This is a genomic window from Lacticaseibacillus suibinensis (genome assembly GCF_003946175.1).
GTDB classification, from domain to species: domain Bacteria; phylum Bacillota; class Bacilli; order Lactobacillales; family Lactobacillaceae; genus Lacticaseibacillus; species Lacticaseibacillus suibinensis.
Map to the genome: position 1 here is coordinate 49,697 of NZ_RHOK01000007.1, position 15,171 is coordinate 64,867.

Annotated in this window: 11 protein-coding genes; 5 read left to right on the plus strand and 6 right to left on the minus strand. The window is 54.2% G+C overall.

Features of this window, described 5'->3' with window-relative positions; genetic code table 11:
- Positions 1-136: 136 nt before the first annotated feature.
- The gene (locus tag EKM90_RS04895) at positions 137-598 is read left to right on the plus strand and encodes an NUDIX hydrolase (protein WP_125580267.1); all 462 of its coding nucleotides are present in this window, start codon (positions 137-139) and stop codon (positions 596-598) included.
- Positions 599-685: 87 nt separating this feature from the next.
- Here EKM90_RS04895 and EKM90_RS04900 read toward each other — a convergent pair whose 3' ends face one another.
- Together EKM90_RS04900 and EKM90_RS04905 are read right to left on the minus strand one after the other, a co-directional pair.
- A complete protein-coding gene (locus tag EKM90_RS04900; protein ID WP_125580269.1) occupies positions 686-1,384 on the minus strand; it encodes a VIT1/CCC1 transporter family protein in 699 nt (232 codons plus the stop codon).
- 45 nt (positions 1,385-1,429) lie between these two features.
- The gene (locus EKM90_RS04905; RefSeq protein WP_125580271.1) at positions 1,430-2,098 is read right to left on the minus strand and encodes a VIT1/CCC1 transporter family protein; all 669 of its coding nucleotides are present in this window, start codon (positions 2,096-2,098) and stop codon (positions 1,430-1,432) included.
- Positions 2,099-2,518: 420 nt separating this feature from the next.
- On the opposite strand from EKM90_RS04905, the gene EKM90_RS04910 reads away from it, so the two are divergent.
- Both EKM90_RS04910 and EKM90_RS04915 read left to right on the plus strand, forming a co-directional pair.
- Positions 2,519-4,177 (plus strand): Nramp family divalent metal transporter, encoded by a 1,659-nt coding sequence (locus tag EKM90_RS04910; protein ID WP_125580272.1) that lies wholly within the window; start codon positions 2,519-2,521, stop codon positions 4,175-4,177.
- A 14-nt stretch (positions 4,178-4,191) separates the two neighbouring features.
- Complete coding sequence (locus tag EKM90_RS04915) at positions 4,192-4,629, plus strand: universal stress protein (RefSeq protein ID WP_125580275.1); 438 nt, start codon at positions 4,192-4,194, stop codon at positions 4,627-4,629.
- Between the two features lie 107 nt (positions 4,630-4,736).
- Here the strand turns inward: EKM90_RS04915 and EKM90_RS04920 are convergent, their stop codons facing one another.
- From EKM90_RS04920 to EKM90_RS04935, 4 genes are all read right to left on the minus strand, one after another.
- Positions 4,737-5,561, minus strand: coding sequence for a PTS system mannose/fructose/sorbose family transporter subunit IID (locus EKM90_RS04920; protein WP_164507858.1), 825 nt, complete (start codon positions 5,559-5,561; stop codon positions 4,737-4,739).
- Entirely contained in the window at positions 5,554-6,351 is a 798-nt protein-coding gene (locus EKM90_RS04925) for a PTS mannose/fructose/sorbose/N-acetylgalactosamine transporter subunit IIC (RefSeq protein ID WP_125580279.1), read from the minus strand. Before EKM90_RS04925 ends, EKM90_RS04920 begins: the two co-directional genes overlap by 8 nt.
- Positions 6,352-6,353: 2 nt before the next feature.
- Positions 6,354-6,848 carry a PTS system mannose/fructose/N-acetylgalactosamine-transporter subunit IIB gene (locus EKM90_RS04930; protein ID WP_125580281.1) on the minus strand — a complete coding sequence of 165 codons (495 nt, stop codon included), beginning with the start codon at positions 6,846-6,848 and terminating at the stop codon, positions 6,354-6,356.
- A 144-nt stretch (positions 6,849-6,992) separates the two neighbouring features.
- Complete coding sequence (locus tag EKM90_RS04935) at positions 6,993-9,581, minus strand: sigma 54-interacting transcriptional regulator (RefSeq protein WP_125580283.1); 2,589 nt, start codon at positions 9,579-9,581, stop codon at positions 6,993-6,995.
- Positions 9,582-10,070: 489 nt separating this feature from the next.
- Here EKM90_RS04935 and EKM90_RS04940 point away from each other — a divergent pair, with 489 nt between their 5' ends.
- Entirely contained in the window at positions 10,071-13,277 is a 3,207-nt protein-coding gene (locus EKM90_RS04940) for a discoidin domain-containing protein (RefSeq protein WP_164507859.1), read from the plus strand.
- 123 nt (positions 13,278-13,400) lie between these two features.
- The gene (locus tag EKM90_RS04945; RefSeq protein ID WP_125580287.1) at positions 13,401-14,987 is read left to right on the plus strand and encodes a glycoside hydrolase family 43 protein; all 1,587 of its coding nucleotides are present in this window, start codon (positions 13,401-13,403) and stop codon (positions 14,985-14,987) included.
- Positions 14,988-15,171 lie beyond the last annotated feature (184 nt).

A 15,171-nucleotide genomic window follows, 5' to 3' on the forward strand; every position in this document is an offset into this window, starting at 1 on the left:
AAAGGAAAGTGCTAAGCCCTATTTTCTGTAATTGGGAGCTGCGGCCGAGCCAACCGAAAGCGATTTCTTTACCGGCTAGTCGGTCTTGTGCCGCCCTGACGGCTAGTGTATTCTGAAAGCGAAAGGATGGTGCTTTATGCCAGAAACATACGGCTACATCAAACGCATTCGCGGGCTCGTCGGGCACATGCCCTTGATTTTGAACTGCTCTGCTGGGGTGCTACTGAACGACAAGCGGGAGATTTTACTCAATCATCGCACCGACAACGGCACCTGGAGCTTGCCCGGCGGCTACATGGAATACGGCGAAACCTTTGCCCAGACGCTGATCCGCGAATACAAAGAAGACAGCGGCCTGGACGTCAAAATCGAGAGGCCGCTGTCGGTCTTCGATCAAGGCGAAACCGTCTATCCCAATGGCGATGTGTGCCAGACCATTGCGATGCTTTACCAGGTCGCACAAATCGGCGGCAGTTTTGCCGAAGCCGACGCCAACGAAACCACGGAAGTGAAATTCTGGCCACTGGACGCCTTACCGCCGCTGCTTAATCAGCAAAACGCCGACATGATTGCTTACGCCGCCGCACACTGCGCATAGGACATGCTAGCGGCCCTCACCGCATGAGTAGAACCCTGGAATCAAACAAGCCGCATCGACGCCGATGCGGCTTTTGCTTGCATAAAATCACATCAGCTGCCCGATGGCGTAGTGAATGATCATGGTGATAATACCGACAATGATGTTGCGGATCATCGCGGTTTTCACCAGCCCGTCGCCGAATTTGGCCGCCAGATAACCAGTTAACGACACCGACAGTAGCACCGCAACAATCGTCCCTGGCCACTGCCAGCCCACTGGGAGCACCGTCATCGCGAACAGCGGGAAAATGCCGCCACTGGCCGCCGACACCAGCGATGAAAACGCCGCATACCACGGGTTCATGTAGTGGCCTTTTTTCAAGGCGAACTTGACCCGAATCACCGTGCCTAGCGCATCTTCTGCCAGCAGCTGATCGGCGATTTGACCCGCTGTCGCTGCTGTCACACCGCGCGCGACATAATAGTCGATCACCGCTTGGCGTTCGCCAGCCCAATCGGTTTTGAGCAGCTCAGATTCCTGCGCGACCACAGCCTGCTCCGTGTCTTTTTGGGAGCTGACACTGGCATACTCACCACTGGCCATGGAAAACGCGCACGCCAGCAGATCCGACAAGCCCGCGATAAAAATCGTGAACTGATTGGTCGTGGCTGCCGCGACAGAAAACAGCACCCCGACCACCGTCAAAATGCCGTCATTGGCCCCGAGTACCCCGGCGCGCAAGGTGTTGGCGCGCTCGGCCATGGTCTGCTGGGTTTTGGTTTTTGGTTTCACGATTGCTTTCATGCTCACCGCCGCTTTCTGCTAAAAATGCCGACCAACCATTAGCGCTTAATACGCGAATAACGTCCCAATGCCGTAAGTCACTGCCATGGTCAACACGCCAGCGACCACATTGCGGCCCATGGCCTTCCCGCGGTTGGCATGGCCCAAAGCCGCCGCGGTGTAGCCCGTCAAGGACAAGGCAATCATCACCGCAATGACGGTCGCGATGACTTTAATGGCTGGTGGAAACACCGAGATGGCGACCAGGGGCAAAATCGAGCCGGTCGGAAAAGAAATCATGGAAGCTAGGGCGGCCGCGACGGCGCTGGCTTTTTCGTTGAGATCAAAGCCGTAGCGTTCACGCACTGCAATGTTCAACGCGTCGCGAGTGAGCATCTCATGCGTGGCTTGCTTGGCGAGGGCAGGTGAAATGCCGGTTTGCTCGTACTTGTGCTGGATAAAGTCAAACTCACCTTGGTAATCGTTATCCAGCGCGCGACTTTCCCGCGCAATCGCCTGGCGCTGGCCGTCCCGTTCGCTGTTGACCGAGACATATTCTCCCATCGCCATCGACACCGTGCCGGCGAGCATGCCTGACAACCCGGAAAGTAAAATCGCATAGCTGTTGCTCGTGGCGCCGGCCACCCCAATGACAATCCCGGCCACCGACAAAATACCGTCATTGGCCCCCATCACGCTTGCCCGCATGACGTTCACTTTTTCTGCAAGTTTCATGCTTTTCCCTCGCTTTTTGGAACCACTCCAATGTAACAAAATCGATTGTAGTCCGCGCCTGGCGACATGTAAACCACCCGGAAAAATTTATTTCGTTGTTCCTAACTTTTTGTGAGTTTAAAAATGATTGGCGGCCCGGTCAAGCAAAAGTCCTCGGCGCTTAGACTTTGCCATTTTCACGTTACGTCCGCTTAACGGATTGGCACCACGGCTGAAAGCGCCTTTAATCAGGCGTTATTTTCCCATGCAACCGACCCAAATCACCTTTTTCGCTCGGGCCTCGATGACTTTTTTCCTTTTCGGCACCTACCCTTGCAGTCAGTAATTCCTCGTTATTTTTGTTAGGCAACACTAAATAAAATATTTACATCCCTTTTCAGGGGCGTATACTGAAGGTGATTTCAGAAAGGATTGATTGAGTTGAAGGAGACAAACAGCGCGCCTAAATCGCGCAAGTTGATTGCTTACGCCAACGGCCCCTCACTGGAGGAAATCAACGGGACTGTGGAGGTGCCTAAGGGCAAAGGGTTTTGGCGCACGTTACTGGCTTATTCAGGTCCCGGGGCTTTGGTCGCCGTCGGTTACATGGATCCAGGTAACTGGTCAACCAGTATCACCGGCGGGCAAAACTTCGGGTACCTCCTCATTTCCATCATTTTGATTTCAAGTTTAATTGCCATGCTCCTGCAAAACATGGCGGCTAAACTTGGCATCGTAAGTCGCATGGATTTGGCGCAGGCCATTCGCGCTCGCACTAGCAAAAGCTTGGGCATCGTCCTTTGGATTATGACTGAGTTGGCCATTATGGCGACCGATATTGCCGAAGTCATCGGCGCCGCCATTGCCTTGTACTTATTATTTGGCATTCCGCTGGTGATCGACGTGTTCATCACCGTCTTTGATGTCTTGCTATTATTACTGCTAACGCGCATCGGTTTTCGGAAAATCGAAGCGATTGTTGTAACTCTGATCATGGTCATTTTGCTGGTCTTTGTTTATCAGGTGGCCTTGAGCCGGCCTGATTGGCTCAGCGTGATCAAAGGCCTGGTGCCCTCGGCTGGCGCCATTGCTTCCCATCCGGTGGTCAATGGCATGTCACCGCTGAACGGGGCGCTAGGCATTATCGGCGCCACCGTCATGCCACATAACCTTTACCTGCACTCAGCGATTTCCCAGACGCGGAAAATTAACCATGATGATGAGGATGAAGTCGCCACTGCCGTTCGTTTCAGCCAGTGGGATTCCAACATTCAGTTATCGGTCGCTTTTGTCGTCAACTCCCTGCTGCTGATCATGGGGGTCGCGGTGTTCAAAAGCGGCGCCGTGAAGGATCCGTCCTTCTTCGGCTTGTACCAAGCCCTTTCCGATAGTTCCGTGCTCAGCAATGGCATTTTGATTGCCGTGGCGAAATCCGGTGCGTTGTCCGCCTTGTTCGCCATTGCGCTGCTGGCCTCCGGGCAAAATTCCACCATCACCGGGACCTTAACCGGGCAGGTGATTATGGAAGGCTTCATTCACATGAAGATGCCGCTGTGGGCCCGGCGCCTGGTCACCCGGCTGATCTCGGTAATCCCGGTACTGGTCTGTGTGTGGATGACGCGCAACCTGTCAGCGGTGGATGAACACGAGGCGCTGAATACCTTGATGAATAACTCACAGGTGTTCCTGGCCTTCGCCTTGCCATTTTCCATGTTGCCGCTGCTGATGATGACCGATAGCGCCGCCGAAATGGGTAGCCGCTTCAAGAACTCGCTGTGGGTCAAAATCTGCGGCTGGATTTCCGTGCTGGGCCTCACCTTCTTGAATATGCTGAACCTGCCTGATTCTTACGCCGGCTTCCTCGGCGCGCACGCCTCAGCAAGTGAAATCAACACGGCACATGTCTTAGCCTACATTTCGATTGGCTTGATTGTGCTGCTGCTTGGTTGGTGCGTCACCGATCTTTACCGTGGCAACAAGAAGCTGCTGGCCGCCGGCATGGGCCGCGATCAGCTATTAGCCGCCGGCAAATCAGCCGACACCATGATCAACGCCGAACGGGCCAAAGAAACCGCTGAAGACAAGCACACTGAAGCCTAAGGAGGAGACAGAATATGGCACAAGATGATTTCAAACACATTCTCGTGGGGGTGGATGATTCCCCCGACGCCCTAGCCGCCTTCCAGTATGCGATTCACCGTGCCAAGGCGGATCAAGCTGAACTCATCATTGCTTCCATTCTCGAAAGCGATGAAATGAACGTTTACCAGGCCTTATCGAAAGATTATGTGCATGGTGAGCGGGCCGATTTAGAGCAGCACCTCAGCGAATACGTCAAGCTCGCCGAAAAAGCCGGTATCGCTAAGGTCCGCGCCGTCATCGGCGAAGGCGACCCTGGCGAAACGATTGTGAAGACGCTCATCCCTAAGTATCAGCCTGACCTCTTGGTGATCGGTGCCTCGGCCAAAACCGGCTTAGCGAAGCACTTTGGCAGCCAGGCCGCTTACATGGCCAAGCATGCCCCGATTTCGGTGCTGGTCGTGCGCGAGTAGGCGATATTTCCCGGAAAATATTGAGCAGACAAAGAATCCCTGCAGCCGCTTGGCTACAGGGATTCTTTGCGTTCACCATCTATGTTCACTGACTCAGACTGTCAAACTTAGGCCCCGGTAATGCCCAGAAAGGTTAAGGCAAAACCTAGGACAACGACGCCGAGCAAAACTTTAACTGGGCTGACGTTCTTGCGTAGCAGGACAAAGCACCCCACTGCCAGCAGCAACGGCAGCATGTTCGGCAAGATTTGGTCGAGCACTTTTTGCAGTTCGAAGACCGTGCCGTTGATCTTCGTCTTGAAAATAACTGGCACTTTGACCAAGGTGGCAATCATGCCGCCGACAACGGTGACCCCGACAATGGAAGCGGCCTTGGTGAACATCGCCATCACGCCATTTTCCACGGCCTTTTGAATGTACTTGGTCCCCAGTTTGTACCCGAACTTCTGGCCGTAGTACCGGACCAACAAGTTAGGAATTAGGGCAATCAGCGGCAAGGCCGCCACAATCAGGTTCCCTTGCTTGGCAAAGGAAATCGCAATCCCCATGATGATCAAAGCCCAAACACCGGAGAAGAAGGTATCACCAATCCCGGCCATTGGACCCATAAGCCCAATCTTCATCCCGGAAATCCCGGCGGTATCAAAGGTGCCCTTAGGTGCCTTCGCATTTTCTTCTTCCATGGAAAGGGCTAACCCTGACACCATGCCGTTCATGTTCGGCGTGATGTTGTAGAATTCCATGTTCCGCTTCATCGCTTCCCAGAACTGATCATCATCTTTGTAAATTTCGCGGTAGATTGGCGCGTGAACCCAGTCCCAAGCTACCCCTTGCTGCCGGGTGTAGGACATGTTGAAGCCCAGGAACATGTTGCGCCAGAACATGCGCTTCGTTAACTTTTTATCTTGCGCAGTCATTTCAATTTTAGTCATTGAAGAAGTCCTCCTCATCATTACCTGTTGATGCGGCTGTTTTTGCTTGCTTGACCTCGTTAATATGCCGGTCAATGAAGAACATCATCAGCCCAAAGACGACACCGAAAATGGACACCGCCATGATTGGCAATTGCAGGTACGCCGCCATGGCAAACCCGGCGATAAAGAATGGCAGGAATTCAATGTTCCAAACGAACTTGAGCAGCATCCCCATCCCAACGGCTGGCAGCATGCCCGCGGCCACCGTCAAACCGGTCAGGAAAGGCTTTGGAATGGCGTTAACAAAAGCATTGATGCCTTTGGTCCCGAGCAAAATGGCAACGAAGGCCAAGGCGAAGTAGGCAAGCAGGTAAACCGCGATCTGCAACCACCAGAGGCGATTGAACTTCTTCAGGTTGCGCTGATCGATGTAGCGGTCAAAGACTTCAACGTTAGCGGTGAACCAGAATTTCAGCAGGTTCCAAACAATCACCGCCAACATGGAGATTGGCACTGCCAGGGCGACGGCAACGGCAGGCTTTTGGTTCAAAATCAAGGCGAAAGCCACCCCGAGCACGCCCCCAACGGCGGTATCTTGTGGCAGCACCGCGCCGATTTGCATGACCCCATAAAAGGCTAATTCAACGGCGGCGCCTAAAATCAACGCTTGCGATGGGCTCTTGCCAAGCACCAAAGCCAAAACGATATAAGAGAAAAATGGCATTAACTGTAAGAATGAACCATAAGCGTTGAGCCATTTGCTGAAGGCCAGCACCAGCCCAACCACAACTGCTTGATAAAGTAACATAACTATTCTCCTTTCAGAAGACTCAAGAATGGTACTGGCGTGTCACTTGGGAGCGGCTGATAAACGAAATTATTGCGTTTCTCCCCAATCGCCTTGACCGCCTCGACCTCATCATCGGTGAGATAAACCGTTTCTGAGATCTTATGTTTATCATTCAAGTTGCCGCCGCCAATCCGGCCAACATTGGCAATGTCCACCTTGGTTTCGACATCGACGTTATCCACCAGCGTCTTCAAGTTAGCCACCGTGTTAGTGAGCAGCAGCATCTTCAGCTTGGCCCCCCGCGGATCATTCGCCAACTCAATGGCTTTGGCGACTGGCACCACCGCCACCTTGATGCCAGCCGGCGCTGCCAGGAGCAGCGCGTTCTTCTGGATATCACTTTTGGCCGCTTGATCACTCGCCACGATAATCCGGCTCAGCTGTAGTTCCTTTGACCAGAGCAGCGCGACTTGGCCGTGAATCAAGCGATCATCACAACGCATCATACTAATCATCAAAACACCTCCATCTGCGGATGATTGCTCACCCGATTTGCTTACACTGACGTATAAGCAAATACGGTGCCAATCTTGTTAAACCACAGCTGGAGGCGTTATTTGGTGAAGCGTTTACATGAAATGCTTAGTGTGCAACGGGGTTTAAGCTGGCGCCAAAATGGATTTAAACAGTTCTGACAGCAGCGACAACTCATAGCCATCGATGGTAATGCCATATTTCAACTCAATCGGCTTGAAGATGCCTTGTGCCACTGTGAAGAATTCCTCTTCCTTGGCGTCTTTTGGCTGCAGTGAGGCACTACGGCTGCCCGACACGCCAGTCATCAGGCGTTCGACCATCAGGGAAATGTGCATGTACAAGTTGAGCTTCGTTTTCCCATCGATTTTGACATGGTAATAATTCTCGAATTTAAAGATGACCGTTTCCACTTCTTGAATAATGATGCTGGGGTTCAAAAAGGCTAAGCGCTCGGACACGCCTTCGATAGAAAGGAAGCGCACCAGCCGGTTATAGAGGTCATCAAAGGTCTTTTGATCCACGTACTGCTTGAGAATATCGTGAATCATCACCTGTCCGCTGGCATCCAGCAGGTCGTAAATGTTGATATGCGGGATTTCGAAGGTCTCTGGCAGGTTCGTGGTGGTGATGACCAGCAAGGTGGATTCAAAGGCCTCAATGTCATTGGCCGCCACACTTTGCCGCAGGCGGTCAAAGTCCATCGTCACCAAACTGATGCGCCGACCCAGCACTTCTTGGAAGATATCGCGCAATTTTTCGGAAATACCCAAACCGGACATGCAGGAAATCACAATATTCTGATTCTTGGCAAACCCTTCGAAGTACTGGGCCGCAATCGTGTAGTCGGTGCTGGCATGTTCGGCAATCGCCTCAAAGGGCAGTTTCTGCTGAATTTTCAGCCCGATATCCAGCGCCGTCGCTGTGGTGAGGTTGTTCACGACGAGCAAATCGCCTTGCAATTGGCTTTTGATTTGGGTGTACAGCTGGTTCAACGAGCCCATGTCGACCAGCAAGATGAAGCCATTGGAGGTGTCAAAATCCGCCACGGTTTGCTTGGCGCGTTTGGCAATTTGATTGATCGTAGTATCGATCGGCATATCCAGGGCATCCACTAAGTAGGTGCCACACAGGCGGTTGACCACCGACTGAATGCTGGTCGCCATGTGACTGCCATGTGCCACCATTAAGCAGCGCAGCGGAATTGTTTCATCTACCGTTTCGCTTAAACAGCAGGTCAAAATCGCCGTCAACACTTCATGACTGGCCGGCGCGATCACTGGCAGCTGGGCATAAAAGGCCTGGGCCACATGCTGCGAGCGGGCGAAATGACTGGCCAACCGTTTAATGGCAGCCAGACTATCGGCGCTGAGGGTAAAGTTTTGAACGTATAACTGGAATAATACCGGTTCGTAGTCCAACGCCGCTTTCAGACCGAATTGATCCACCACCACCTGCCGAAACTGTCGAGCATGCATGGCGTGAAGCACGGAATCTTCACCGGTATCGGCGCCATTCAGCTGATACAAAGTCTGCAATTGGGTGCGCACGGCCCGCGCCGTCAGTTCCGGATGCGCCGTCAGGTACGCCTCAAAATGCTGCGCCGGGCTGGCCGTATTCAGTTCAAACACTGTATCGCTGGCCTGCTCCCCCACAATCAGCGGTTGGGTGATATTCAAGTTATCGGCAGTGATTCGGGAGGCTTCACGATCAAAATCGGTGATCGCCACCACCAACTGGGCCCCGGTCTTTCTGGTGCTGGCCTTGGCGCAGGCGACTTTGATCATATTTTTTAGCCGGCCGACATTGCCATCGGGTTTCAAATTCAATAGATAAGTCAACGCTTCTGGCGCGACCTGAATGGGGCACTTGAAGTTCTTCGCTTCAGTGCCGAATAACACCTTAATGAAGGCTAGGCGCTCATTGATCGGCCGATGGGCATAGGCCGTGAGATGCACATTAACTGGCACTCGCCGGTTAAAGGTTTCTAGCATCGCCGTGTGCGGATCTTCCGTCGTGGCGAAAATGAAGCGGACCGAAGCCGTGCTATCGTGCTGGTTTTCACCGATGGGCCGAAAGCGGCCGGTATCCATAAAAGTGAACAGTTTTTCTTGGTTTTCACCAGACAGACGGTGCACTTCATCCAAAAACAGGTAGCCGCCATCGGCTTCTTGCAGCAGGCCTGGCTTGTTGGCGTTGGCCCCGGTGAAGGCGCCTTTGACGTAGCCAAACAGAATCGAGGAGAACAGTTCCGGGTTATTCGCATAATCCGCACAGTTGAGCACCTTGTACGGCGCCGTTTTGGCCAGGGCACCGGTATCTTTGGCATAGCGGTAGATTTGCTGGGCCAAGAAGGTTTTCCCAACCCCAGAGTGGCCAGTAATGACAATGTTCAAGCCGCCAGGGTAAGCCACTGCCGCAATACACTTACGGATACTTTCCCGCTGGCTACCATTAGCGCCAATCACCGCCGCCAAACTGTGCAAATCATCGACAGCGCTGGCCACTGGCGCCACGGTGCTCGTTAACTGCCAATACACCGGCCGCCCGGTGCCTTTTTTGACCAACCCCGCCTGCAATAAGTCACTGAGGTAATGACTCGTCACGGAGCGACTCACGCCCATGCGCGCTGCAATATCCGCCGTTGCCACCTGCGTTTGCTCAGTCAGCAGCTGCTGCAGCGTTGCCAGGACTCGTTCTGTCGCTTTACTCATTGTAAGACCCTCCTGTGTGAAAGCACTTTCGCCCTCAATTTAGCAGACGTTCTGTGCAAAAGCAAGGGCACTTCAACCACTAAATAGCAGGATTAGTGTGTAGCAAAGTTAAACACTAAGACTCGAGTTGTGGCCCGTTACTTGCTTATACAAAGGTGGCAATCAAGTAGTGTGCAAAGGCCAGGCTGCGACGGTCGGCCGGCTTAGCGCGACAGATAGCCTAACCCCAAGCATTGCCAGCGTTCTCTGCTGGCGAGGCTTGGGGTGTAGCTAGCTGCTCGAGCGTTGCCGACCGGAGCGCAACTACACTAGCCGAGTCAATCCGTAGCCTCTAGTTGCGCTCCGTGAGGCCAACGCCTGAGCGATTAGCTACGCGGCAAGCCTCGAAGCCTAAGACCGGCTTCAATGCTTGTCGCTAGGCTAATCGTCAGGCTAAAGGCGGCCTCACTCCGCAGCCTGCTTTTGCTCACAACCAAAGGAGGAAGAAAAATGTCACATCATGGATTTTGGCGCTTCGGCGTGATTCTGGGGGCGGCGGCCGCATTGCTCATTCCCGCCCACCTCACCCACGCCGCCGATGCGAATAGCATCGATACGACCAGTGTGCAGTTGCAGATCACCAAAACGGATGGCTTCACCCACCCCGGAATCAGCATTGATCCTGAGGCTTTGGCCAATACCCGCAAGGAACTCGCCGCGCATGCCGAGCCTTGGGAAAGCTACTATCAAGGGATGCTCGCCAGTCCCTATGCGAGTTTGGATTTTCAAGCGGCGAACCTGAAGGAAGGGACTCGGGATGTCCCGCTGGATAAAACCTTCACCTCAAACAAGCAGGAACCGCGGTTGTCCCAAGATGGCTTTCGTGCCTACACCCAGTCCGTGCTTTACTATTTGACTGGCAACGTGAAGTACCGCTACAACGCCATTCGCCTGATCCGCATCTGGGAGAATATGGACAAAGACGGCTACAAGTATTACGCCGATGCTCACATCCACGCCCCAGTGCCGTTTTACTATATGGTCGCAGCGGCGGAGCTGACCAAGTACACCAATCCGACGCAAGGCAGCTACAAGGATACTGAAGGCAACACCATCAACCTGCGCTGGACCGACACTGACAACCAGAAACTGATTGATAACTTTATTGATCCCCTCACCACGAACTTGTTAATCAATGTCAAAAATCAATACTTCAATCAGCACCTGTATGCCTTAACCGGCGTCATGGCCGCCAGTATTTTCAAAGATGACACCGCCGCCTATCAGGACGCGGTGGAACAGTATTTCGTCAATGCGCAATCTGAACGCCCGAATATCAACGGCGCGCTAGGCAACTTGATGCATGTGATGACCGCGGACGATCCGCGCAACCCAACCGGCCAGGATTTTGTCCAACTGCTGGAAATGGGCCGCGACGCCAACCACGCCAAGGACGATGCCTTGGATCTCGCTGGTCTGGCGCGCACGATCAACAACCAAGGCACCAAAGTTGACCCGACCACCGGCACGATTTCCACGGCAGCCAATGCGGTGGATCCTTACAGCTTTGGCAATAATCGCTTACTGGCAGGAACGCAGCAGTTCTACGCCTACAATACCGGTCGCACGACTCCTTGGATTCAGGTGTCACAACCGGGTGACGCTGCGCACCCAGCAATTGAATCCGATGGGGTCACCAATATCATCGACTTCGGCGGCCCAGTATCGCCTGATGGCCGCGGGCGCTTGAACAAGTTCTACAGCCTCAGCGAAGTGTATGACTATTATCGTTACCAAGAAGGCTTATCCGCTGCCGAAATCGCCAAAATTGCGCCAGCTGTGGCCAATGAAGCGACGCATTTAAGTAGCACGACTTACTACGAAGGTACCAAGCAAATGAACTACTGGGGCGCCTATTCCGACAACAAGATGACCGAAATCGGGGCGGAATATTGGCTCTCGATGCCGCAAGCGAAAGCGGCTGACACCACCACCTTCCCTAGTCAAACTGCTGGCACGGAAGATGTCACCTTCAATCAATTCGGCACCGTGCTGAACAGCAATCTCGCCAAGACCACTAAGGAAGGCATTGAAGTCACTGCCGCCACGACCCAAAAGGACATTTCCGAAACCGCCTACGACGCCACTTACCCTAAGGACACCACCACCAATCGCGGCGGCGCTCAGGTAGCCTTGGCCGGCTTGGTGAAGCCTACCACTGGCACCTTCGCCGTGCGGCTGAAGACCAATGGAACCGCTCAGCTGCTGATTTCTGCCAGCAACACCCCGAACGCCGCTTACCAGACCCTGACTTTGCCCGATACCAAGAATAAGTGGCAAACCGTGGCCTATCCAGTGGCTGGTGGCAATGCCAACATCGACTTCTTCACGGTTTTAGGCCAACCAAACGTTAAAGTGACGTTTGCCGCTGGTGTCTACACCGATGATGCCGCCTTGCCAGTGATCGGCGACACCGCCCGCGATACCGCCATGTTTTTAGGCAAAACGCTGAACCTGAAGCTGACGGCAACCAATGCCACCAGTTTGACCTTGGTGAACGGACCGCAAGGCTTGACCTTAGCCGCAAATGGCACCTTGACCTTCACGCCGACCGCAGCCGGCACTTACCCGGTCACCGTGACCGCCACCAACGGCCAACGCACCGTCACCAAGACCTTCACCATTACCGTTGAAAATGATCGCGTGGCGGCTTACAACACCGCCACCAAGCAGCTCAGCGATGGCACCTACACCACGGCGTCACTGGCGAAAGTCAACGCCGCGGCCAAAGCGGTGCAAGCGCTGATTAAAACCGGATCGGATGACGACTTCCAAAACGCCTTGAATGCTTACACCAAGGCCATCAAAGCCGCTGAACTGATGAACCCGACCTTGGCTGATGGTAGCTTGGCCTATGCCGGTCTCACGACAGCTAACTTGTTGCAAAAGGACTCGCAAGCCATCGATGAGACCAAAACGGCGAACACAGCGCTGCTCACCGATGACAATCAGGCGACCCAAGGCGGCGACTGGCACACGCCGGCTGTGATTGACTTCGGCGAAGACGCCGCTGTCTCCTTAACGAAAGTGATGTTCTTGGCCCGGACCGGGTTCCCGAACCGCAGCCAAGGCACCAACCTTTATGGCTCCAATGATGGCATCAACTGGACCAAACTCACCGATGCCATGACCACCTTGAGCAACCAGCCGCAAACGATCACCGTTTCCAATCACACCCAATATCGCTACTTCAAGGTGCAAGTTGATGCCGCTGGCGAACCGACCGACCCGGCCTACCCTGGCATCGCTGATTATGGCGAGATCCACCTCTTCGGCACGCGCTACGAACTCGCGCCAACCGCAGACGGTATGACCAAGCCGCAGCTTCTAGCGGAAACAACGCCAAGCGTCACCGATAACAGCAAGCCGCAAACCGAAGTTACCACCCCTGGTCAAGGCGGTCATCAAGGCCAAACTGACAACCCTGCCCGTCAAGGTACCAACGTGGCTGTTGGGGCCCAGTCCAGCAGCCACAACCAAACCGCTGATCAGCAGGCAACCAGCACGGCCAAGGCTAGCCCAAAGGCCAACCGTCAAACAGCGGCTGGCAAACAGGGCCAGCTGCCGGCCACTGGTGAAGCGGCTCAGCCATGGCTGCTAGCCGCCGGTGTCTTACTCTTAGCCGGCGCGCTCTATGGCCTAAAGCGCCGCGCTTAATCTTCTTCAACTAGTTCTCCTCCCTGCCTCAGCCCCAGCTTGCTTGGTGCTGGGGCTTTTTGTCGGCACTATTTGGCATGAAACTTGCTTGTATTGAAGTGACACGGTAAAGGGAGGATTCACATGACAGAGCTGTACACTAATCCAATTCTCAAAGGCTTTAACCCTGACGCTAGCATTTTGCGCGTCGGCGATGATTACTACATTGCCACCTCAACGTTCGAATGGTGGCCAGGGGTTGAGATTTATCATTCCACCGATCTGATCAACTGGACGGTGGTGGCAGAGCCGGTTGACCGCCCCAGCCAGGCGAATTTGGTGGGAAATTACAATTCCGGTAGCTTGTGGGCGCCTGCCTTATCTTACGACCAGGGCCGGTTCTATTTGATTTATACGGATGTCAAAACCACCGGCATTTTCAAAGATACCTTGAACTACCTGATCGAAGCGCCAGCCATCACCGGGCCTTGGAGCGAGCCGGTTTTTCTGAACGCCAGTGGCTTTGATCCGGCCATGTTTCACGATGACGATGGCCGCCATTACTTGATGAATATGCTGTACGATCACCGGCTTGACCACGATGGCTTTGCCGGCGTCGTGATGCAGGAATACGACCTCGCCCATCATCAGCTGGTGGGCACGCGCCAAAAGATTTTCCAAGGCACCCAGTTGGGCAACGCGGAAGGCCCGCAAATGCTCAAGCGCAACGGCTGGTACTACCTAATTTGCGCTGCGGGCGGCACTGGCTATTCACATGCTTCAACGATCGCCCGGGCGCGCAACATCTGGGGACCTTACACCGTGGCGCCGAACACGCCACTGATGACCACCAAACCGCACCCTGACAGTCCCTTGCAAAAATGCGGCCATGTCAGTCTCGTCGAGATCACGCCGGATGAGTGGTATGCCACGTTCATCACCGCCCGGCCCCTGAAACTGCAGCGCGGCAACTGCACCCTGGGCCGAGAAACCGGCTTGACCCCGATTCGCTGGCAGGACGATTGGCCTTACCTGCTTGAGGGCGGCGAGGTGCCGCCGCTGCAATCGCCGCTGCCGTCGATTGCGCAAGCGGTCGAGCAGCGCACCGACTTTTCTGAAGCCATCGATTTCACCACCGCCAAAACGCTACCGATCAGCCTCAAATCGCTGCGAGGCCCGCTAGGTGACCACGCCCAGCTCACGCCAGCTGGCTTGGTCCTGCGCGGTCAGCAAAGCATCACCAGTCTGCACCGCCAGAGTTTGCTGGCGCGGCGCTGGCAGGCCTTCAATTTCACAGCGACCACCACGGTAGACTTTACGCCGACCAATTTCCAGACCCTGGCCGGACTGGTGCTGTTCTATGACACCGACAACTGGCAATATTTAAGCATCAACTACGATGAAACCCAGCACACCCGCTACCTGCAAGTGATGGTGGATGCGGCCGGCCAGGCGCACTACGCCTCACCACGCATCCCCTTGCCAGCTGGGCTGGTGACGTTGCGAGCCGAAGTGGATCACGCCACCAGCCAGTTCAGCTATCAATTACCTGATAACGACTGGCAGCTCATTGGCGACGTGCTGCCGGCAGAGCAGCTGTCTGATGACTACGTGAAGGCCCAAGGCAAACTGGCCTTCACCGGGGCCATGGTCGGCATCTGCGCCCAGGACCTTAATGATCACACCAGCTTTGCTACCTTCAAATCCTTCGCCTATCAAGAACGCCGTTAAACGTCATATCACGCCCAGAGCAGTCCATCGTCAGTTAGCGCAACCTTAAGCCGTTCCTTCAACCAACTTTTCCTGTCATCTGTGTTAATCTTGCCTGATCAAGATGCTTCCGGCGTCAGTTGGGCTTTGATTTGATTCTGATCAGTTGGCTCGTCACCCTGAAGGAATTGGCTTATTTTTTTAC